Source organism: Priestia iocasae (assembly GCF_016909075.1).
Lineage (GTDB): Bacteria > Bacillota > Bacilli > Bacillales > Bacillaceae_H > Priestia > Priestia iocasae.
In genome coordinates this window covers 439,467-459,160 of the sequence record NZ_JAFBFC010000004.1, presented here as the reverse complement: position 1 = coordinate 459,160, position 19,694 = coordinate 439,467, and the positions used below count along the sequence as shown (strand labels likewise).

Genomic DNA, 19,694 nt, shown 5'->3' with positions numbered 1-19,694 from the left:
TATCAACCAAAAACACCTTATAAGGATAGGTTTTTGATTGATTGTTCTGATGATTCAATCTTTTTTGTTTGGCACGAAACTTGCAGAATAGTTTACTAGATTCTCTATTATGTATTTTCACTATGATAAAAAAGGGGACCGTGTTTATACAAGAGAATGACGAAAAAATAATTGTGAAAGAGGAGAGGAAGTATGAAAAAATGGGGCATCATGTTGACAGTCATTGTATTAGTAAGCACCCTATGGTTTCCATCAATTGGACAAGCCAAAAAGAAAGAAGAAGACATTAAAGGAAATCTAGTTATAGCTGGAGGTGCATTAGGAAGTAGTAACAAAGGAGTTTATGAAGAGTTTATTAAACTAGCAGGTGGAAACAAGAAAGCGAAAGTAGGAATTATTCCTGCAGCAAGTAGCTCGTTAAAATCTTCGGAAGCATTTAAAAAGGATTTGTTGTCATACGGATTAAGCGAAGAGCAAATTCAAATTCTACCGCTTGCAAACCGTGATTATAAAGGAACGGAAGAGGATGAATCCAAATGGCGCTTAAATGCTTACAGCCCTAAACTTGCGAAGCAGATAAAAGGACTTAGTGCGATTTGGTTTGTCGGTGGCGATCAATTACGAATTACAAATACTCTGTTAAAGAGAAATGGTAGACAAACTTTAGCGTTACAAGCCATTTGGGACATTTACCGAAAAGGTGCAGTCATAGGTGGAACCAGTGCTGGGGCAGCCGTTATGAGTGACGTAATGATTACTGGAGGAGATAGTCTTGGTGGTTTTCATAATGAGTTTGTCTATAAAGATATCCAAGGATCTAGTGACGAGTATGCACCTGTATATATTGAAAAGGGTCTAGGATTCTTTCAATATGGAATAGTCGATCAGCATTTTGATGAAAGAGCGCGCCTAGGCCGTTTAGTGATGACGGCTTTAAAACAACCAAAAAGCGATCAACAAAACTTCGCGTACGGTGTAGATGAAGATACAGCACTTGTTGTGAATAATAAGGAGAAAAAAGTAAAAGTTGTTGGAAGAAGCGGTGTATCAATTGTGGATATGACACAAGTGAAACAAGGGAAAGCAGGAAAAGCCAATTTAAAGGATGTTTACATTAGTCATCTTGTTGAAGGCGATGAACTGAATGTACAAACAAAGCAATTTACTATTAGTGGCCATAAAGATGAAACAAAAGGCTATGAGTATTATGATTTTAAACCGTTAGAAGCAACAGGAGTCTTTACATCGTATGGACGTTTAAAAGAATACCTTTCCTATTCATTAGTTGACAACAAAACAACAAAAGAAGTAAAAAGCTACTTATACGATAGTACCGGTTCAGGTTTTCAGCTTACATTTAGAAAAACAGACAAAACAAATGGTTATTGGGGATACAAAGATGGTCAAAAAGATGACTATTCTTTTGTGAATGTGGCAATGGACGTGGAACCAAAAACCATTACATTTACAGAAAATAAAAAGCAATTTACGGATTACAAGCAATCAACCTTTATCCCACCTGTCATTAATCGAGAGCAGCCTGTAAAAGGCAACTTAGTCATTGCAGGAGGCGCATTAGGAAGTAGTAATGCCGCTGTGTATGAAAAATTTATTGAACTATCAACAAAAGGAAAAGAATCAAAAGTTGGAATTATCCCAGCAGCAAGTTCAAGCTTAAAGTCGTCAGAGTCCTTTAAAAAAGATCTAACTCAATATGGAATGAAAGCTGAAAATATTGAGATTTTACCATTATCAGTGACGAACTACAAAGGAACAGAGGAAGATGAGTCAAAATGGGTTGAAAATAAGCACAATCCAGAGCTTGCCGAAAAAATCAGTAAACTAGATGGCATCTGGTTTGTTGGTGGAGATCAAACGAAAATTACTGCTTCTCTTTTAAAGGAAGATGGAACAAACTCAAAAGTACTAGATGCCATTTGGGCTATGTACCGTAACGGAGCGGTCCTTGGTGGTACTAGTGCGGGCGCTGCCATTATGAGTGAAGTGATGATTGCAGGAGGAGGAAGTTACGATACGCTTGCATCAGGTTTTACAGCAACGTATGACGGAATGCTTCAGCAAGAGGGTGGACCAGGCTACTTAGAGAGAGGATTAGGGTTTTTTGAGCACGGAATCATCGATCAGCATTTTGACAATAAAGCGCGCCTTGGTCGTTTAATTGCAGTGTCTCAAGAAACGGGAGACAAAGCAAAACTTTCATATGGAATTGATGAAGATACAGCAATGGTTGTATACAATGAACAAAAGAAAGTGGAAGTAGTAGGTCGTGGAGGCGTAACGCTAGTCGATTTATCAAAACAACAAACAACTGAACATGCAGGACAAAGCGAGTACAAAAACATTGTTTTATCATGGATTACACAAGGCGATCAATTAAATCTTGAAACAAAAGAATTGGCAATCAATGATAAAAAAGTAGAAACAAAAGGATACGAGTATGGAAATTCGAAAGTACCACCTCATTCAGGTGTATTAAGCGGACATGGAGTATTAAGTAAGTTTTTAGCATACAATCTTGTTGATAATGCAGGAGAAGAAAGCGTGAAAAGTTATAGCTTCAAAGATGGAAAAGGATTTGAGTTGTTATTTAGAAAAACAGATAAAACAAACGGCTATTGGGCATATACAGACGGTCAAAAAGATGACTACTCTGTTGTGAATGTATCATTAGATATAACACCAGTGACTGTAACGATTAAATAAAACAAAGAGGGTGATTCAAAAAGAGCGTTTATCTGCTTTTGAGTCACCCTCTTTTCTTTTTGTTTCCTATCTTTTACAATAAACGAGGGAACTTTTTCAACGACGACACGTAATACATAAGGTGATAGTTGGAAAGGAGAATAAGAGATGGGAAATAGTTCAGTGGTTCTCGAATATCGGTTATTAAAAGGAAAAGATGAATATGTGCCTCTATATCATTACGAACACATTGAACTTGAGCAAATTTTAGCAAGAAGAGAATGTGAGTTTTATGTAAAAGAAGGCGTCACTTATAAGCAACGTTCATCGGCAGTTGAAGATGATCTACATATTATCTATGTGGATGAGTATGAGCATCATCCAAAAGAAAAAGAAGACCCAGAAAGTCGTCATTCCATTAAAGTAGAAGTACGAGCGTTCAATGCGCGACAAAATCATCCCGTTATTACAACAAAATACATGCGTACGCATTTAGAGGTTCTATCTTTTATCGGTGCAGTGTATACGTATGTAAACCGAAAAGAATGGGAAAGAGATTCGGCAGAAATGGATGAAGATCGAATGGTTTATGTGTTATATGTAACTGAAACGGGATTTAAGTTTGAGTAGTAAGGAGGGGGAACAATGAATCAAACAAAAAAAATGATGACAGGCGTGTTGGCAGCGATGATGGTTACTTCAATGGTTGGCTGTGGCTCCAATTCTGCTGAGCGACCTCTAGAACCAGAGGATGATGAATGCGATAACTGGAAATTTGACGAAGAAACAGGCACATACTATTGCGATGACAGTCATTCTTCTCGAGCGGGCTTTTTTTATTTCGGAGGCCGTTATTTCAAAAATAAAAATGCACTTAAAAGTGATTCTTCCTTTAAATCTTATCAAAGTCAATACAAATCGGGAATTGGAAGTGGAACAAAAGGTGGATTTGGAGGCTAGGTGTAGATGTCTCGGCAATCGTTTTATCAAAGTATCGAACATTTTTGGCATGATTTATACGAAACCGAATATGCATTATACGATTTAAAAGAAGAAACAGACGATGTTATTTGTCGTATTCGTTCCGCTGCTAATCGAGTCGGTCACCTTTTCTTTAAAACCGCTCACTTACTCAGACAGCTTAACGATGACACATTGCGCTCACTTGGGTTTCCTAATGAAAGCTTATCGTTTATTCGCTTTCAACTTTTTCAATGGGAAAGTGTGATTGCGCGCCTTGATTTTGTCGTAACGGACTCAGATATAAAGTTATTAGAGTTAAATGCTGATACGCCTACCTTTATAAAAGAAACCTTTCATGTAAATCATCATGTATGTCATCACTTTGGTTTTGGTAATCCAAATGAAGGAGAAGAGCAACAATTAGCAGAAGCCCTGAAACATGCAATTTTCCAAGCATATAATACGTTGAACCGTACAACATATCCGAACGTTGTGTTTTCGTCACATGGTGATCATGAAGAAGATAAATGGACAGCGATGTATTTAATGAAACTCTCTCATGTACATGCAAAATACGTTCCATTAGATAAATTGCGTGTCGTATCAGAGTCTATTTATGAAGGTAATGAATTACTAATAGAAGAAGGATTGTACGATTCAGATGGTGAACGAGTGGATGTTCTTTATCGACAAACGTATCCCATTGAACATTTAATGGATGATAAAGATCCGTATACACATGAAAAAGTAGGTCAATTGTTAATGAAATGGGTAGAAGAGAAGAAGCTGGTCATGCTAAATCCTCCGTCGGCCTTCTTGTTGCAATCTAAAGCGGTGCAAGCCCTTATTTGGGGTCTTTTTGAAGAAAAGCATCCTTATTTCACAGAAGAAGAACATTCGTGGATTTCAACATATTTTTTACCAACGTATTTAGATGCAGAGCCGTTCTTACATAAACAGCATTCATTTGTGAAGAAACCGTCATTTGGAAGAGAAGGAGATACCGTTGAAATTTATAACGGAGATGGAGTGAAAATTGGGGAAGATAAACAGAAAACGTATAAGGCGTCTTTACCCATTTTTCAGCAATTCATATCGTTGCCTACCCATACGATTCAGACAGAGCAAGGAGAAAAACGCGCACATTTTATGTATGGATGCTTTTTACTTAATGGCAAAGCAAGTGCCATTGGCGTGCGAGCTGGAAATCAAATCACCGATAACGCTTCATATTTTTTACCAATTGGACGAAAGAAATTGTAATGATTATAGAGTAGGAGGAAAAAATGTGGCAGAGTTTATTGATCAAAGTAGCTTCTTTAGCTTTTTATCACATGTTGGAGTAGGATTATTGCTTTTGTTTTTAGGGATTATTGTGTTTGAATTAACGACAAAGTTTAACGAACGTGAATTAATTAAAAAAGGAAATATCGCCGTTGCTTTAAAGTTATGGGGGAAAGGTATTGGGCTAGCAATTGTGATTTATACGGTTTGGGGAAATAGCGTCAATCTTCTAGATGCTTGTCTTTGGGGAGTAATTGGAATCGTGACTCAAGTTTTGGCTTACTGGATAATTGAATACATTTTAACCCCGAAAACAAGTCTGTCAGAAAAAGTAGAAGAAGGAAATATCGCAGTAGGTTTTACGTTGTTCGCTTCAGCCATTGCTGTTGGTTTGATTGTTGCCGGTAGCTTAACGTATTAGGAGGAATGAAGGTGAATTCGTTCAATTTAGGAGATGTGTTGTTTCAATTATTTTCATTATTGATGCTTTTGACCGTTTTTATCCTCATTTTTTCTTTTGTAAAAAGCCAGAGAAGACATAAACAGCAGCAGCAAAAGATCATTCAAAACCAAGAGGAAATTTTAAAAAAACTAGAAGAAAATAACTAATAGAACCAGGAGTGTTGTAAAGACACCCTGGTTTTTCTTTTGCGTGCATTGTTAAGGGGATGAGTAAAATTGCTGAAAAGATGAACACTATGCGCAATGAAGTGCTTAGGAACAAAGAAAAGGTTGTAACGTGGGTTAGAAGTAGTTAACGAATAGAATAACATCTAGGAGAAAAACTACCATTAACAGTAGACGAAAAGGAGACGGTGAAAGATGAGAAACTGGTTACTGCTCATCCTTATTTGTATGAGTGTAGTCGCATGTAGTAAGTCAGATGAAACAGCAAAACCTAGTATTTACTTGATTCCAGAAGGATACAAAGGATGGGTTATGGTTGAGTATGATAAAGAAGAAGGAACGCCGACAGAAAAGGAAGGAGAGTACACCGTATTTTCCATTAACAATCAAGGGAAAGCGAAAACGAAAACCTTGCTTACACACGAAGGTTGGGCAACCAATAAATACTATTACGTAACAGAATCGGGTAATCGAAAACAATTAAAAGCTGGGGAAATGATTCACGGAGCATCGGAAGGTAATGAAAATAAAAATTATACGATGGAATTTTTCTTTGTTGGAACGGAAGAAGAATTTGCACAAGCTGGTGATTATCGGAAACAATACGGTCGTTGAGATAAATCAAGCAGAAAAGTAACGAAAGTAAGTTGCTGTAGCTTCAATTTTGTTTGTGAAAATCTTTAATGGTATCACTCTCGCTCGTTAGTATCATTTGAGGTATTTTTACTTTTCTGCAAGAGATAGTAGATTTTGAAAGAGTGCAACAAAAAAAGCTTTTCGCCATTAATAAGATGTGATATAGTATAAAAATTCGAAATTATATAGAGAAATGGTGAGAGAGATGAGTCAGAGAGATCAATGGACATCAAAGCTAGGTTTTATCTTAGCATCAGCAGGTTCTGCCATTGGTATTGGAGCTATATGGAAGCTTCCATACGTTGCAGGAACAAGTGGAGGGGGCGCATTTTTCTTTTTATTTATTTTATTTACAGCCCTTATCGGTTTGCCATTGCTATTAGCAGAGTTTGTGTTAGGAAGACATACACAAAAAGAAGCCATTCGTGCATACGAAGCAGTGGCACCTCGCTCTTTTTGGAAGGTAACAGGATACATAGGCGTTATTACATGTTTCATCTTACTTTCGTTTTATAGTGTAGTCGGAGGTTGGATTTTACAATATTTATTTTCAACTGTATCAGGTCAATTATTTAAAACGGGAAATTATGAGCAACTATTCGGAACAACAATTTCAAATTCTGTTACATCAGTAGGAGCACAATTTTTCTTTTTATTAATTACAATTGTGATTGTATCACGAGGTATTCAAAACGGAATTGAAAAAGCGAATAAATATTTAATGCCCGCACTATTCTTTTTATTTATTACGATTATTATTCGCTCACTTACATTAGACGGAGCAATGGAAGGAATATCATTCTTCCTATATCCTGATTTTTCAAAGTTAACATCAGAAAGTATTTTATTTGCGATGGGACAGGCCTTCTTTTCTTTAAGTGTAGGGGTATCAGTTATGGTAACGTACAGCTCTTATTTAGATAAGAGACAAAATCTACCTCGCTCTGCCATTTCAATCGCTGGTTTAAATATCTTCATTTCATTATTAGCAGGACTTGCTATTTTTCCTGCTGTGTTTTCAATGGGAGTAGAGCCAGCAGCTGGACCAGGTTTATTATTTATTATTCTCCCATCTATCTTTGAACAGTTACCGCTTGGTATTGTGTTTCAGTTTTTATTTTTAGCACTGTTCTTGTTCGCAACACTAACATCAGCGTTCTCAATGCTAGAAATTATTGTTGCTTCATTGGCGAAGGGTGACTCAACAAAGCGTGTTAAGCTGTCTTGGATGGCTGGATTACTTATTTTTGTCGTAGGAATTCCATCTGCTTTATCATTTGGTACACTAGCAGACGTGACGATTTTCGGAAAATCCATCTTTGATGCAGCAGACTTTTTAGTAAGTAACATCCTTATGCCTTTAGGAGCATTGTTGATTGCACTATTTGTACCGTTAAAAATGAAGAAAGACGTTTTAATTGAAGAGTTTAGTCATGGTTCTACAAATGTGAAAAGATGGTTTTCACTGTGGTTATTAATCCTTCGTTATGTAGCACCTATTTTAATTATTATTGTCTTTCTAGATGTACTAGGCATTATTTAATGATTCGCTAATGTGTTGGGAATAATTGTTACTCATCAATTTTCTTTATTTTTAACAAAATAAAGACGTTCTGTGATAAGATATGAACTTGCCGTTGGGTGAAAGAAGATAAGCAACTGTTCTATGAGTTGTTTCATTAAACGTCTCATAACGTATAGAAGAGAAAAGCATAACCAATGTGTCTCATTATCTTCTGAACGTTAGCGACTAATTTGTGTTTACTTTTCACCACAGCTACATGGAATAAATGCTTTATAAAAGTCGAAATCCTAGAGCACCATTGCCGCGTTTGAAAAGGTGCTCAATGAAAAAAGCTGACTTTTTCTCTCTTATATAAGAGAAGAGGAAGTCAGCTTTTTCGCGTTTATTTCTTAATAAGGATGAGCATCGTGTCCTTTTTGATTTGCTTCATCAACTGCATCAGCAGCTTTAGAGCTTCCGAGAGGTGAACCTCCATTGAATGGCAGTTTGCCTGAAGAAGGTGAAATTTCTTTTGAAAATTCCATATCAATAGAACCATCTGCTCCTACTGTTAAACCAATTCCTTCTCCGACACGACGCCCATAATCAGGATCACACTTTGTAAATAATGTTATCATCCGCTTTTGAATTTCTTGATGACAAGGCTTTAGTCCATCCACTAAATTTCGAATTAAATCTTCACGTTCCCAGTCTTCTAGTAATCGATAGCGTTCGCCTGCTTGTTTGAAGTCATTGGTTCGATCTATTTTCTCACGTTTTAAGTTTCCTTCTACATAAGGTTGGTGAGGAATTGGATGGTCTTTTGCCTCTTTCAATCCACCTAATAAAGAAGGTTCATAGTTAACATGAGGGTTTTGATTCGGTGCTAGATCAACGTGATACGCCATTTGTCCATCTCGCTGGTTCGTTGCAACGTGCTTTTTAGGCGCGTTAATTGGAAGCTGTAAATAGTTTGCTCCAACACGATGGCGCTGTGTATCTGAATAAGAAAATGTTCGACCTTGAAGCATTTTATCATCAGAAAAATCTAATCCATCCACTAACACACCTGTTCCAAATGAGACTTGTTCAACTTCTGCAAAGAAATTTTCAGGGTTTTTATTCAATACCATTTTGCCAACCGGTAAAAATGGAAATTGCTCTTCAGGCCATATTTTCGTATCGTCTAAAGGATCAAAATCAAGCTCTGGATGTTCGCCATCAGTCATAATTTGCATACACAATTCCCATTCAGGGTAATTACCTTGCTCAATTGCTTCGTATAAATCTTGTGTCGCATGACTAATGTTTTTTGCTTGAATGTTTTCGGCTTCTTTTTGAGTTAAGTTTTTAATCCCTTGTTTTGGCTCCCAATGGTATTTAACGAGATAGGCTTCACCTTGTTCATTTACCCATTTATATGTGTTAACTCCAGATCCTTGCATTTGACGATAATTTGCAGGAATACCCCAAGGTGAAAACAAAAAAGTAATCATATGCATTGCTTCAGGTGTTTGGCAAATGAAATCAAAAATGCGTTCACTGTCTTGTCGATTAGTCACGGGATCAGGTTTAAATGCGTGGATGATGTCTGGAAATTTAATCGCATCACGAATGAAAAATACTTTTAAATTGTTTCCAACAAGATCCCAGTTTCCATCTTCTGTGTAAAACTTAACAGCAAAGCCCCGGGGGTCACGCATTGTTTCAGGTGAATCTTTACCATGAGTCACCGTTGAAAATCGAACAAAAACAGGGGTTTGTTTTCCTGCGCCAGAAAATACTTTTGCTCGTGTATATTTTTCAACAGGCTCATCCCCTAACTTCCCGTATGTTTCAAAGTATCCATGTGCACCAGTTCCTCGCGCGTGAACAACCCGTTCAGGAACGCGTTCACGGTCAAAATGAGATAGCTTTTCAATTAACTGATAATTCTCAAGCGTAGCAGGGCCACGATTTCCAATAGTACGTGAGTTTTGATTATCACGGATAGGGTGACCTTGGCGTGTGGTAAGTGTTTCTTCCGTTTCACCTGTTCCGAAGCGTTTATCGAGTGAACCACCTGCACCATCTACATGTGTGCCATGGTGATTTGGATTATTAGAGTGATTGTCATTCATAAAGAGCCTCCTTTAGCTTTATTGCTTATAGTATTTTTTTCCAAATTACTCTTTATTATGCGTAAAAGGAACAGAATGGATAATTGTGAAAAAAAACCTAGTTCAAAAGTTTCGATTGTGATAAAATTTTGAACGTATTCTATTCAGTAGGAGGGCCTTCGTGTGTCTATTGCTTCATTGTTAAGGCGCTTGTCGACATTATTTCTTATTTTGTCGCTCGTGTTATTTAGTCTCTTATTATTTATGTATAAAAGTTTTTCAGATGTGACAAATGCTCGCAACCAACAAATTCAGTTGCAAACGTTATCACATCAACTGCAACAATCAACAGAAGAATTATCAAACGTAGCTCGCCTTTATGTGGTGACAAGTAACCCTGCTTATCATGAGAAATATAAAGAAGAAGTAGATAAAAAGAAAACACGTGAAACAATCATAAAGAAGATTGAAAAACAGGGAATTACAAAGGAAGAAAGTAGGTTACTTTTATTAGCGAAAAGTAACGGGGATCAGCTTATTCAGCAGGATAAGCGTGCATTTGAGGAAACGGAGAAAGGAAATGCATATATTGCACGAAAGCAGCTCTTTGGTATATCTTACGAAAGCACAAAGGGCTCAATGGTTAAAGCAAATAGTCAGTTTGATCAATTAGTAACGGAAAGGATAGAAAAGAAAGTAGCGAAGCAACAAGAACAAGCAATGATGTTGCTATTCGGTATAATTGGAACGTCGTTTCTTTATGTCATTGTCGTTATCGTTGCATTCCGTATGATTAAACGAAAAGTAACAAAGCCGCTTCAAGCTGTACAAGTTCATATTGAACGACTAGCTGAAGGAGACTTAACTCATAATGTAGCAAGAGTAACATCTAAAGATGAAATAGGTCAGGTTATGAATTCGCTAGAAAAGATGACAGGAAAGCTACAAACGGTTATCCATTCTGTTCAAGATGCAGCACAGCATGTAGCGTCAGCTTCTGAACAGTTAAGTGCAAGTGCTGAGCAAAGCATGCACTCAGCGGAGGAGATGGTAGCTGTTGCGCAAAACTCTGCGGACGGGGCTTCGCATCAACTAAAGGAATTTGAACAAATGGCTTCTTCCATTGGTCAATTATCAGACGATATTCATGTGATGACAGAAAACGGTGAGCACATGGCAATCTCAATGGGAGACTCAACGATGGCAGTGCGAGATGGTAGTGAAAAAGTTGAGATGATTGTTGGAAGAATGGAACAAATACGCGTATCAACAGTCGAAACCGCTGAAAGGGTAAAGAAGCTTGAGAATCGCTCCAATCAAGTAGGTTCGATTGTGGAAGTCATTAGCGGAATTGCCAATGAAACAAATTTATTAGCGTTAAACGCAACCATTGAAGCTGCTAGGGCAGGGGAACAAGGAAAAGGATTTGCAGTAGTGGCTGATGAAGTGCGTAAACTTGCGGAGCACACAAAGCGCTCTGCTGAAGAAATCGCCATTTTGATTCATGAAATTCGCAAAGAGACACATGAAGCTGTCTCACATATGAATGAAAGTTCAGATACAGTCAGAGATGGAATGGAAGATGTGGGACATGTGAAAGAATCATTTTCACATATTCAAACGCACATTGACGACATTTCTATTCAAGCAACGCATATTATTCAATCCATTTTGCATATGCAACAGGAAACAACAGGGATTCAACATTCGATTGAGGAATTAAAAGAAATTGCTGTAACGCATACACAAGCAATTCATGAAACGACGGTTGCCAATGAAGAGCAGCTAGCAACCATGGAAGAAGTAACGTCGTCATCTCAGTCTCTTGCTAGTTTGGCAGATTCACTAAGCGAAACAATATCAGTTTTTAAATCATCGTCAAAATAGTAAAGAAAACGAATCTTCCAGAATCCAAAAATATACTTTTTTCTATGTGAATGACCTTAAATGCTTGTTCCCTCTCTCTAGGTACATTTCCTACTCATTATGCATAAAATGTTTTTATAAATTTCGAGAAGGGAATGAAAGGAATGTACTATGTTTCTTACATGCATCCTGCAATGCATCCTGCGCACGCATATTATGGTCATGCACCTATGTATCATTATGAAAGGGGAGCTTATTGGCCAACACTTAATGAGGTAGAGTATGCAAATTTAATGCGTTCACCTTACTTTTCAGCTAATAAAGATAAAGTTGTGTTGAAGGATTATGGAAAACAACCATTTGTTGTCGATATTGAGCAAGCTACAAAGCAAAATCGTACTTTTCGTACAGCTTTATGGACAGGGGATCATTTACAGGTTACGGTTATGAAAATTAACGTTGGAGATGATATCGGGTTAGAAGTCCATCCAAACGTTGATCAATTTATACGCATTGAAGAAGGGCAAGGCATTGTTCAAATGGGAGACACGAAAGAAAATTTATCGTTTCAACAAAATGTGTATGATGATTATGCAATCATGGTACCTGCTGGTAAATGGCATAATGTAACCAATACAGGTAATAAGCCACTTAAGCTATATACGATTTATGCACCACCTGAGCATCCGTTTGGCACCGTTCATAAAACGAAAGCAGATGCAATCGCTGCTGAAGAGCATGCTAACTAACTATAAAATTGAATGTAAAAAAGCCATTTTGATCAAGATTAATCAAAATGGCTTTTTTGTTTGCGACAAAGTCCTCACATGTGTGCATCCTGTTAAATAATAAAAAATGTAAAAAAAATTTCATGGTTATACGATCAATTTATAAGTAATAAGAAGGATTTTTCAGAAAGCGTGATAAAATTACCTTCGTCTAGTAAATTGGAACAAAAAGGATTTTTATTGTTCTTTACCATTCTTATAGAACTAGATAATGGAAATATAATAGAAATAAAAGGAATATTATAACAGATAGAAGATGAATTTTATGTCGTTTCATGTAATGAAATTGTAATAAAAGTGCTTTCAAATTGTAATAATGTGTTGTTACAATGTAATCGTCTTAGTAGAATCTAGCAATGGAGGAACCTTTTTTATGAAAAAGTTAATATATTCTATCGCATTATGCGGTTCTTTAACAGTTGTCCCTACGATTAGTGAAGCATCATTAGGAGATATCACATTACGTCAAGGAATGAATCACTCAGACGTAAAAGCGCTACAAAACGTATTAAAAGAAAAAGGTCAGTTTAATTATCATACAACAACCACTTATTTTGGTTCGATTACAAAAAGTGCCGTTATGAATTTCCAACGTGCCAATGGCTTATCAGCTGATGGTATCGTAGGACCTAATACATATCGTGCTTTATTACAAAATAGTTCACAAGCTTCTAAAAGCTCATCTAGTGCGTCACTTAGTCGCACATTACGTGTTGGTTCAACAGGAGCAGATGTTCAAAAATTACAGCAACTCTTAAAAAATAAAGGACATTTCAGTGGAAATACAACTCAATATTTCGGTTCTATGACGAAAAATGCTGTCATGTCTTTCCAACGCGCTAATGGACTGTCTGTAGACGGAATCGCAGGTGCGGCAACATTCCGTGCACTACAAGGTAGTAGTTCAACTTCTGCATCATCTACAGCTGTTAGCTCGAAAGTACTTCGTCAAGGGATGAGCGGTTCTGCTGTTACGTCTGTTCAAAAAATATTGATAAATAAAGGGTATTTAAAAGCAAATGCAACGGGTTACTTCGGATCACAAACAAGATCCGCAGTCGCTAGCTTCCAACGTGCTAACGGATTAGCAGCAGATGGCATTGTTGGTTCAGCAACACAACGAAAACTAAGCTCAAATACATCAAAAAGTGCAGTTGGTGGCGTTTCAACAGAAAGTGCAGCTTCACAGCTTATTTCTTATGGAAAGCGTTTCATGGGTACGCCATACGTATGGGGTGGCTCAGCACCAGGTGGGTTTGATTGCAGCGGCTTCTTAAACTATGTATTCCGCAATGGCGCAGGTGTTAATATCTCAAGAACAGTTGCTTCTATTTATCAGCAAGGGACACATGTAAGTAACCCTCAGGTAGGAGATTTAGTATTCTTCGAAACATATAAGCCTGGCGCAAGTCATGCGGGTATTTATCTTGGAAACGGTCAATTCCTGCACAGCTCATCTTCAAAAGGAGTAGGAATTGATTCATTAAGCAATTCTTACTGGTCTAAGCGCTATTTAGGTGCAAAGCGTTATCTATAATAGTCTAATAGAATAAGAGGGATAGTCACTTTGACTATTCCCTTTTTCTATGAAACTAAACCGCTATTCTATATTTATTGATAGAAAAAAGACGTTATGGTAAAACTGTTATATGGATCAATGTAGAAAAGATAACAGGAAGAAATAACGTTATTTTTTCTATACCTTTGACGTAAGGTTTGACGAAGTCGTAGTAACATACTCTTTTTCGGAAGGTAGCTTAAGTCAAGCTTTACATTTCTAAATGTTTTATTATGAAAGGGGAACGCAAAATGGCGATTGTAGATGTAACGATTATCCCAGTAGGTACGGATTCACCAAGTGTAAGTAGTTATGTAGCAGATATACATAAAGTATTGAAACAATATGAAGACAAGATTACATATGAATTAACACCAATGAGTACGTTAATTGAGGGAGAATTAACGGATTTATTACGAATTGTTCAGGAGCTTCATGAAGTCCCGTTTGAAAATGGATTGCAGCGAGTATGCACAAACATTCGTATCGATGATCGTCGTGATAAAAAACATACGATGGCTGGGAAATTACAAGCTGTTCGCAGTAAATTAAGCGAGTAAAAGAAGGTAGTTGAGAAAAGGAGCTGAGACAAAAGGAGAAAAGAATCCCTGTTTGGCTCAGCCCCATCTCACTTATGAAGCTGTCATTACCCTCTTAACTAAACAAATTTCCCAAAGAGCTTGGTAATGATGACATCATGCTTTTTTGGAGTAGTGATGGTTGATTATGAAGAGTTTTATCGGTGAATAGAAGTTGAAATTTAGCGAAATGAACAATGAAGAATCTAGAACAAAAGAAAATTTTGTCGAGATAAGTTTATAATTGTCTAAAATTTCTGAAAATATTTCTTTGGAAATAATCTCGCTATTTTGCTAGAAATAATACTAATAGTGAAGGGGAGTTTTTGAAGGTATTTGGCTTTTTCCTATAAGCAGGCGAGGAATGCCTTACCATTTTTATTCATTTCCCGACTGAATAATGAGTGATTTTTGAAAGCGTGACCATCATTGATTCACTAATATTTGTCATAACTTCAATTTAACGTTAAAAAAATCTTTTTAATTTTTTTTTGGAAAATGTATTGACGATACGTGAAAAACGGTTCATAATACAAAACAACATCAACTACAACTTATCACACGATGAGTTGTTCACACACATCATACATAGTGTACTTGATACTCATCTTATCAAGTACCCCCTAGCTAGGGGCTATATAGAGCGTAGATAGGATCACAAGTAATGTTACATTTCCCTGTATCAGAGAGCTGACGGTTGGTGCGAGTCAGAACAAAAATGAACATGAATTACAGTCCTTGAGCTTCTTTTCTGAGTAGGAAAAGACGGTGTATAACCGTTATCGTAATGAAGAGGTAAGCATAAGCTTACAATTAGGGTGGTACCGCGAATAATTCGTCCCTATTAATCCAATGGATTAATAGGGACTTTTTTATTTTTAGTGGTACAAAATAATTGTATATGAATATAAGCGATGAAAAGAGCATAGTAACAATACCCTCCCTGTTTTTCAGAGAGCTGATGGTTGGTGCGAATCAGCACAAAGGGGATTGTGAATTACATTCTTGGAGCTTTTCTTTTATAGTTTGAGCTATGAAAGACGGTGATGAGCCGTTATGATAATGAAGAGGTAAGCATAAGCTTGCAATTAGGGTGGTACCGCGATCAATTCGTCCCTACTGACACAATCAGTAGGGGCTTTTTGTATATTCAAGAAAAGTTTTTATTGTATGTAGTAAAATGTATACCCACAATAAACAGAAGATTTTGAAAAGTGATGAAAAATCAAGGAGGATATTAACATGGAAAACAAAACTTTAGAACAATTACGTAACGACATTGACTCATTAAATTTACAAATTCTAGAATTACTAAACAAACGTGGTGAAATTGCAAAAGAAATTGGGAAGTTAAAAGAAGTGCAAGGTGTAAAACGATTTGATCCTGTTCGTGAGCGTCAATCACTAGATCATATTTTAGCAAATCATAATGGTCCATTCGAGCCATCAACAGTTCAACATATTTTCAAAGAAATCTTCAAAGCAAGCTTAGAGCTTCAAGAAGACGATCATCGTAAAGCATTACTTGTATCTCGTAAAAAGAAAGCAGAAGATACAGTAGTTGACATCAACGGAACAAAAATTGGAAACGGTGAGCTGCAATTTGTAATGGGACCTTGTGCAGTAGAAAGCTACGAGCAAGTAAAGCAAGTTGGTTTAGCATTAAAAGAGCAAGGAATTACATTAATGCGTGGTGGGGCATTCAAGCCTCGTACATCTCCATACGATTTCCAAGGGTTAGGCCTTGAAGGGTTAAAGATTTTACGTCAAGTTGGTGATGAGCTTGGGCTATCAATTGTAAGTGAAATTTTAACACCGCAAGACATTGAATTATCTCTTGACTACGTAGACGTTATCCAAATTGGGGCTCGTAACATGCAAAACTTTGAATTGTTAAAAGCAGCAGGTTCTGTTGATAAGCCAATCTTACTAAAACGTGGTTTAGCTGCAACAATTGAAGAGTTCATTAACGCAGCTGAATACATTATGTCTCGTGGAAATGGAAACATTATTCTTTGTGAACGAGGTATCCGCACATACGAACGTGCTACACGTAACACATTAGATATTTCAGCTGTTCCAATTCTAAAGAAAGAAACACATTTACCAGTTGTGGTTGACGTAACGCATTCAACAGGACGTAAAGATTTACTATTACCTTGTGCGAAAGCAGCGATTGCAATTGGAGCAGATGCAGTTATGGCAGAGGTTCATCCAGATCCAGCCGTAGCGTTATCTGATTCAGCTCAACAAATGGACATTCCAGAATTCCATTCATTCATGGAAACATTAAAAGGCGCAGCTGTTAAATTATCATAATTCAATAGAGATGCAGTGAAAGGACTCTAGTAGTAAACATCTCCCTGTCTTAGAGAGCTGATGGTTGGTGAAAATCAGCACAAAGATGTGAGCGAAATACATTCCTTGAGTACCTTTTTAAGGATAGCTTAAAAAGGCGGTAAACGGCCGTTATCGATGCAAGGTGGTAGACGAAAGAGGTTTACAACTAGGGTGGTACCGCGAGAAAGCTCGTCCCTATCTTTGGGGCGGGCTTTCTCTATATAAAAAATGGAGAGGAAGAGGTAAATGAGATACTTAACAGCAGGAGAATCACATGGACCACAGTTAACAGCAATTGTAGAAGGAGTTCCGGCAGGATTAGAATTAACAGCAGAGCATATTAACGAAGATTTAGCAAGACGTCAAAAAGGTCATGGGCGTGGACGAAGAATGCAAATTGAAACAGATCGTGTGCAAATCGTAGGAGGTGTCCGTCACGGTCAAACATTAGGTTCGCCTATCGCTCTTGTTGTGGAAAATAAGGATTTTACACACTGGAGAAACATTATGGGAGCAGAGCCTGTTGATAATGCAGAAGAAGTCAAACGTCAAATCACAAAGCCAAGACCAGGTCATGCGGACTTAAATGGTGCCATAAAGTATGGTCACAGAGATATGCGTAATGTATTAGAACGTTCTTCTGCTCGTGAAACAACGGTTCGTGTAGCAGCCGGTGCAGTGGCAAAACAAGTGCTGAAATCGCTTGGAGTTGATATTGCTTGTCACGTGTTAGAAATTGGTGGCGTGAAGGCTGAAAAGACTTCCTATACATCTCTTCAAGAGTTAAAAGAGAAAACAGAAGCATCAGCTGTTCGCTGTTTAGATGAAGAAGCAGGAAAACAAATGATGAAAGCCATCGACGATGCAAAAGAGAATGGCGATAGTATTGGTGGAATTGTTGAAGTCATTGTAGAAGGAATGCCAACAGGTGTTGGAAGCTATGTTCACTATGATCGAAAGCTAGATGCGAAGCTTGTGTCAGCCATGATGAGTATCAATGCATTTAAAGGTGCTGAAATCGGTATTGGATTTGAAGCTGCACGTAAACCAGGAAGTGAAGTGCATGATGAAATTCAGTGGGATGAAGAAAACGGCTATACACGCAAATCGAATAATGCAGGTGGTCTAGAAGGTGGAATGACAACAGGAATGCCAATTGTTGTGCGTGGCGTTATGAAACCAATCCCGACATTATATAAGCCACTTCAAAGTGTTGATATTGATACAAAAGAGACGTTTGCAGCTAGTATTGAACGCTCAGATAGCTGCGCGGTACCAGCAGCAGCAGTAGTAGCCGAAGCTGTTATTGCCTGGGAACTTGCAAGTGCACTTATCGAACAGTTTGGATTAGATCGTATTGATCTTCTTCAAGAAAACATTCAAAAACATCGTGAATATGCAAAGCAGTTTTAAATGATGAATGATTCATGGTTAGTGTAAGGAGAGAGAATGATGGAAAATATCGTAACGAAAGGGTTACAAGGCACGATTGTCATACCAGGTGATAAGTCGATTTCTCATCGCTCTGTTATGTTTGGGGCAATTGCAGAAGGTCAAACAATGATTCATGGTTTTTTACCAGGAGACGATTGTTTAAGTACAATTTCTTGCTTTCAAAAGCTAGGTGTTGATATTCAAATGATTGATGATCATACCGTATTGGTAAATGGAAGAGGATTACAAGGGCTAAAAGAACCGACTGATCTTTTAGATGTTGGAAATTCAGGAACAACGATTCGTTTGTTAATGGGGATTTTAGCGAATACTCCTTTTCATTCGTCTTTAATCGGAGATGAATCCATTGCGAAACGACCAATGAAGCGCGTAACAAATCCACTTCGACAAATGAATGTTCATATTGACGGCCGAGATGAAGGTAATTTTACACCATTAGTGATTCGCGGTGGTAAAACAAGTGGCATTGACTATCAGTCACCAGTTGCAAGTGCTCAAGTGAAGTCTGCTATTTTACTTGCAGGATTACAAGCAAATGGCACAACTACTGTTACAGAACCAGCTAAATCGCGTGATCACACTGAAAGAATGCTACAGGCGTTTGGTGTAAATGTACAAGTAGATGGTTTAAAAGTGTCAATTGATGGAGGACAAGCATTACAAGGTACGCGTATTGAAGTGCCGGGTGATATTTCCTCTGCTGCATTCTTCCTTGTAGCAGGAGCGATTGTACCACAAAGTAGAATTGTGTTGAAAAAAGTAGGGATGAATCCTACACGAACAGGAATTTTAGATGTGTTACATCAAATGGGCGCAGAGCTTACGTTTACGAATAAACATGAAGATGAAGCTGAACCATTTGCTGATATTGAAGTAAATACGTCTTCCTTAAAAGGAATTGAAATTGGTGGAGATTTAATTCCTCGTTTAATTGATGAAATTCCAATTATTGCATTAGCAGCCACACAAGCAGAAGGTGTAACAGTTATTAAAGATGCTGCTGAGTTAAAAGTGAAAGAAACAAATCGCATCGATACTGTTGTCAATGAATTGCGTAAGATGGGTGCAGATATTGAAGCAACAAATGATGGAATGATTATTAAAGGAAAAACACCATTACATGGTAACACTGTTAGTAGTCACGGTGATCATCGTATCGGAATGATGGTTGCTATTGCAAGTTGTATCGCTGAAGGCCAGACTGTGATTGAACAGAAAGAAGCCGTCGCGGTATCGTATCCACAGTTTTTCAATCATTTACATCAATTACAAGTATAAAAGCTCGTTGTCCTC

General features: G+C 37.5%; 16 protein-coding genes and 3 other annotated features. Of the genes, 15 read left to right on the top strand and 1 reads right to left on the bottom strand.

What is annotated here, in order from left to right; translation table 11 throughout:
* The first annotated feature begins 192 nt into the window (after positions 1–192).
* The 8 genes from JOC83_RS13445 (at position 193) to JOC83_RS13410 (ending at position 7,756) form a co-directional block, all read left to right on the top strand.
* Entirely contained in the window at positions 193–2,724 is a 2,532-nt protein-coding gene (locus tag JOC83_RS13445; protein ID WP_205187868.1) for a cyanophycinase, read from the top strand.
* 147 nt (positions 2,725–2,871) lie between these two features.
* Positions 2,872–3,333, top strand: a complete 462-nt coding sequence (locus JOC83_RS13440) for a hypothetical protein (RefSeq protein WP_205187867.1) — start codon at positions 2,872–2,874, stop codon at positions 3,331–3,333.
* 15 nt (positions 3,334–3,348) lie between these two features.
* Positions 3,349–3,663 carry a hypothetical protein gene (locus JOC83_RS13435; RefSeq protein WP_205187866.1) on the top strand — a complete coding sequence of 105 codons (315 nt, stop codon included), beginning with the start codon at positions 3,349–3,351 and terminating at the stop codon, positions 3,661–3,663.
* Positions 3,664–3,669: 6 nt separating this feature from the next.
* A complete protein-coding gene (locus JOC83_RS13430) occupies positions 3,670–4,929 on the top strand; it encodes a glutathionylspermidine synthase family protein (RefSeq protein ID WP_205187865.1) in 1,260 nt (419 codons plus the stop codon).
* Positions 4,930–4,954: 25 nt separating this feature from the next.
* On the top strand, positions 4,955–5,371 hold the full coding sequence (locus tag JOC83_RS13425; protein ID WP_338038914.1) for a DUF350 domain-containing protein: 417 nt from the start codon (positions 4,955–4,957) through the stop codon (positions 5,369–5,371).
* A gap of 11 nt (positions 5,372–5,382) precedes the next feature.
* On the top strand, positions 5,383–5,559 hold the full coding sequence (locus tag JOC83_RS13420; protein WP_205187863.1) for a hypothetical protein: 177 nt from the start codon (positions 5,383–5,385) through the stop codon (positions 5,557–5,559).
* Between the two features lie 213 nt (positions 5,560–5,772).
* On the top strand, positions 5,773–6,192 hold the full coding sequence (locus tag JOC83_RS13415) for a DUF6843 domain-containing protein (RefSeq protein ID WP_205187862.1): 420 nt from the start codon (positions 5,773–5,775) through the stop codon (positions 6,190–6,192).
* 226 nt (positions 6,193–6,418) lie between these two features.
* A complete protein-coding gene (locus JOC83_RS13410; protein ID WP_205187861.1) occupies positions 6,419–7,756 on the top strand; it encodes a sodium-dependent transporter in 1,338 nt (445 codons plus the stop codon).
* A gap of 371 nt (positions 7,757–8,127) precedes the next feature.
* Here JOC83_RS13410 and JOC83_RS13405 read toward each other — a convergent pair whose 3' ends face one another.
* Positions 8,128–9,837: a catalase gene (locus JOC83_RS13405; RefSeq protein ID WP_205187860.1), complete on the bottom strand. Its 1,710-nt coding sequence runs from the start codon at positions 9,835–9,837 to the stop codon at positions 8,128–8,130.
* A gap of 162 nt (positions 9,838–9,999) precedes the next feature.
* Here JOC83_RS13405 and JOC83_RS20285 point away from each other — a divergent pair, with 162 nt between their 5' ends.
* The 7 genes from JOC83_RS20285 (at position 10,000) to aroA (ending at position 19,679) form a co-directional block, all read left to right on the top strand.
* Positions 10,000–11,703 carry a methyl-accepting chemotaxis protein gene (locus JOC83_RS20285; protein ID WP_205187859.1) on the top strand — a complete coding sequence of 568 codons (1,704 nt, stop codon included), beginning with the start codon at positions 10,000–10,002 and terminating at the stop codon, positions 11,701–11,703.
* Positions 11,704–11,846: 143 nt separating this feature from the next.
* Complete coding sequence (locus tag JOC83_RS13395; RefSeq protein WP_205187858.1) at positions 11,847–12,431, top strand: cupin domain-containing protein; 585 nt, start codon at positions 11,847–11,849, stop codon at positions 12,429–12,431.
* A 412-nt stretch (positions 12,432–12,843) separates the two neighbouring features.
* On the top strand, positions 12,844–14,007 hold the full coding sequence (locus tag JOC83_RS13390) for a C40 family peptidase (RefSeq protein WP_205187857.1): 1,164 nt from the start codon (positions 12,844–12,846) through the stop codon (positions 14,005–14,007).
* A 272-nt stretch (positions 14,008–14,279) separates the two neighbouring features.
* A complete protein-coding gene (locus JOC83_RS13385; protein WP_205187856.1) occupies positions 14,280–14,588 on the top strand; it encodes an MTH1187 family thiamine-binding protein in 309 nt (102 codons plus the stop codon).
* Positions 14,589–15,243: 655 nt separating this feature from the next.
* Positions 15,244–15,452 (top strand) — a binding site (T-box leader).
* Between the two features lie 59 nt (positions 15,453–15,511).
* Positions 15,512–15,727, top strand: a binding site (T-box leader).
* A 121-nt stretch (positions 15,728–15,848) separates the two neighbouring features.
* Positions 15,849–16,925, top strand: coding sequence for a bifunctional 3-deoxy-7-phosphoheptulonate synthase/chorismate mutase (locus JOC83_RS13380; RefSeq protein WP_205187855.1), 1,077 nt, complete (start codon positions 15,849–15,851; stop codon positions 16,923–16,925).
* A 6-nt stretch (positions 16,926–16,931) separates the two neighbouring features.
* Positions 16,932–17,146: a binding site (T-box leader), on the top strand.
* A 46-nt stretch (positions 17,147–17,192) separates the two neighbouring features.
* The gene (aroC, locus tag JOC83_RS13375; protein WP_205187854.1) at positions 17,193–18,359 is read left to right on the top strand and encodes a chorismate synthase; all 1,167 of its coding nucleotides are present in this window, start codon (positions 17,193–17,195) and stop codon (positions 18,357–18,359) included.
* Between the two features lie 39 nt (positions 18,360–18,398).
* Positions 18,399–19,679, top strand: a complete 1,281-nt coding sequence (aroA, locus tag JOC83_RS13370; RefSeq protein WP_239583510.1) for a 3-phosphoshikimate 1-carboxyvinyltransferase — start codon at positions 18,399–18,401, stop codon at positions 19,677–19,679.
* Positions 19,680–19,694 lie beyond the last annotated feature (15 nt).

What these genes read in the sequence shown, in the direction of transcription:
- JOC83_RS13445 (WP_205187868.1), top strand. Translation starts at nt 193, where the DNA reads ATGAAAAAATGGGGCATCATGTTGACAGTCATTGTATTAGTAAGCACC.
- JOC83_RS13440 (WP_205187867.1), top strand. Translation starts at nt 2,872, where the DNA reads ATGGGAAATAGTTCAGTGGTTCTCGAATATCGGTTATTAAAAGGAAAA.
- JOC83_RS13435 (WP_205187866.1), top strand. Translation starts at nt 3,349, where the DNA reads ATGAATCAAACAAAAAAAATGATGACAGGCGTGTTGGCAGCGATGATG.
- JOC83_RS13430 (WP_205187865.1), top strand. Translation starts at nt 3,670, where the DNA reads ATGTCTCGGCAATCGTTTTATCAAAGTATCGAACATTTTTGGCATGAT.
- JOC83_RS13415 (WP_205187862.1), top strand. Translation starts at nt 5,773, where the DNA reads ATGAGAAACTGGTTACTGCTCATCCTTATTTGTATGAGTGTAGTCGCA.
- JOC83_RS13410 (WP_205187861.1), top strand. Translation starts at nt 6,419, where the DNA reads ATGAGTCAGAGAGATCAATGGACATCAAAGCTAGGTTTTATCTTAGCA.
- JOC83_RS13405 (WP_205187860.1), bottom strand. Translation starts at nt 9,837, where the DNA reads ATGAATGACAATCACTCTAATAATCCAAATCACCATGGCACACATGTA.
- JOC83_RS13395 (WP_205187858.1), top strand. Translation starts at nt 11,847, where the DNA reads ATGTACTATGTTTCTTACATGCATCCTGCAATGCATCCTGCGCACGCA.
- JOC83_RS13390 (WP_205187857.1), top strand. Translation starts at nt 12,844, where the DNA reads ATGAAAAAGTTAATATATTCTATCGCATTATGCGGTTCTTTAACAGTT.
- JOC83_RS13385 (WP_205187856.1), top strand. Translation starts at nt 14,280, where the DNA reads ATGGCGATTGTAGATGTAACGATTATCCCAGTAGGTACGGATTCACCA.
- JOC83_RS13380 (WP_205187855.1), top strand. Translation starts at nt 15,849, where the DNA reads ATGGAAAACAAAACTTTAGAACAATTACGTAACGACATTGACTCATTA.
- aroC (WP_205187854.1), top strand. Translation starts at nt 17,193, where the DNA reads ATGAGATACTTAACAGCAGGAGAATCACATGGACCACAGTTAACAGCA.
- aroA (WP_239583510.1), top strand. Translation starts at nt 18,399, where the DNA reads ATGGAAAATATCGTAACGAAAGGGTTACAAGGCACGATTGTCATACCA.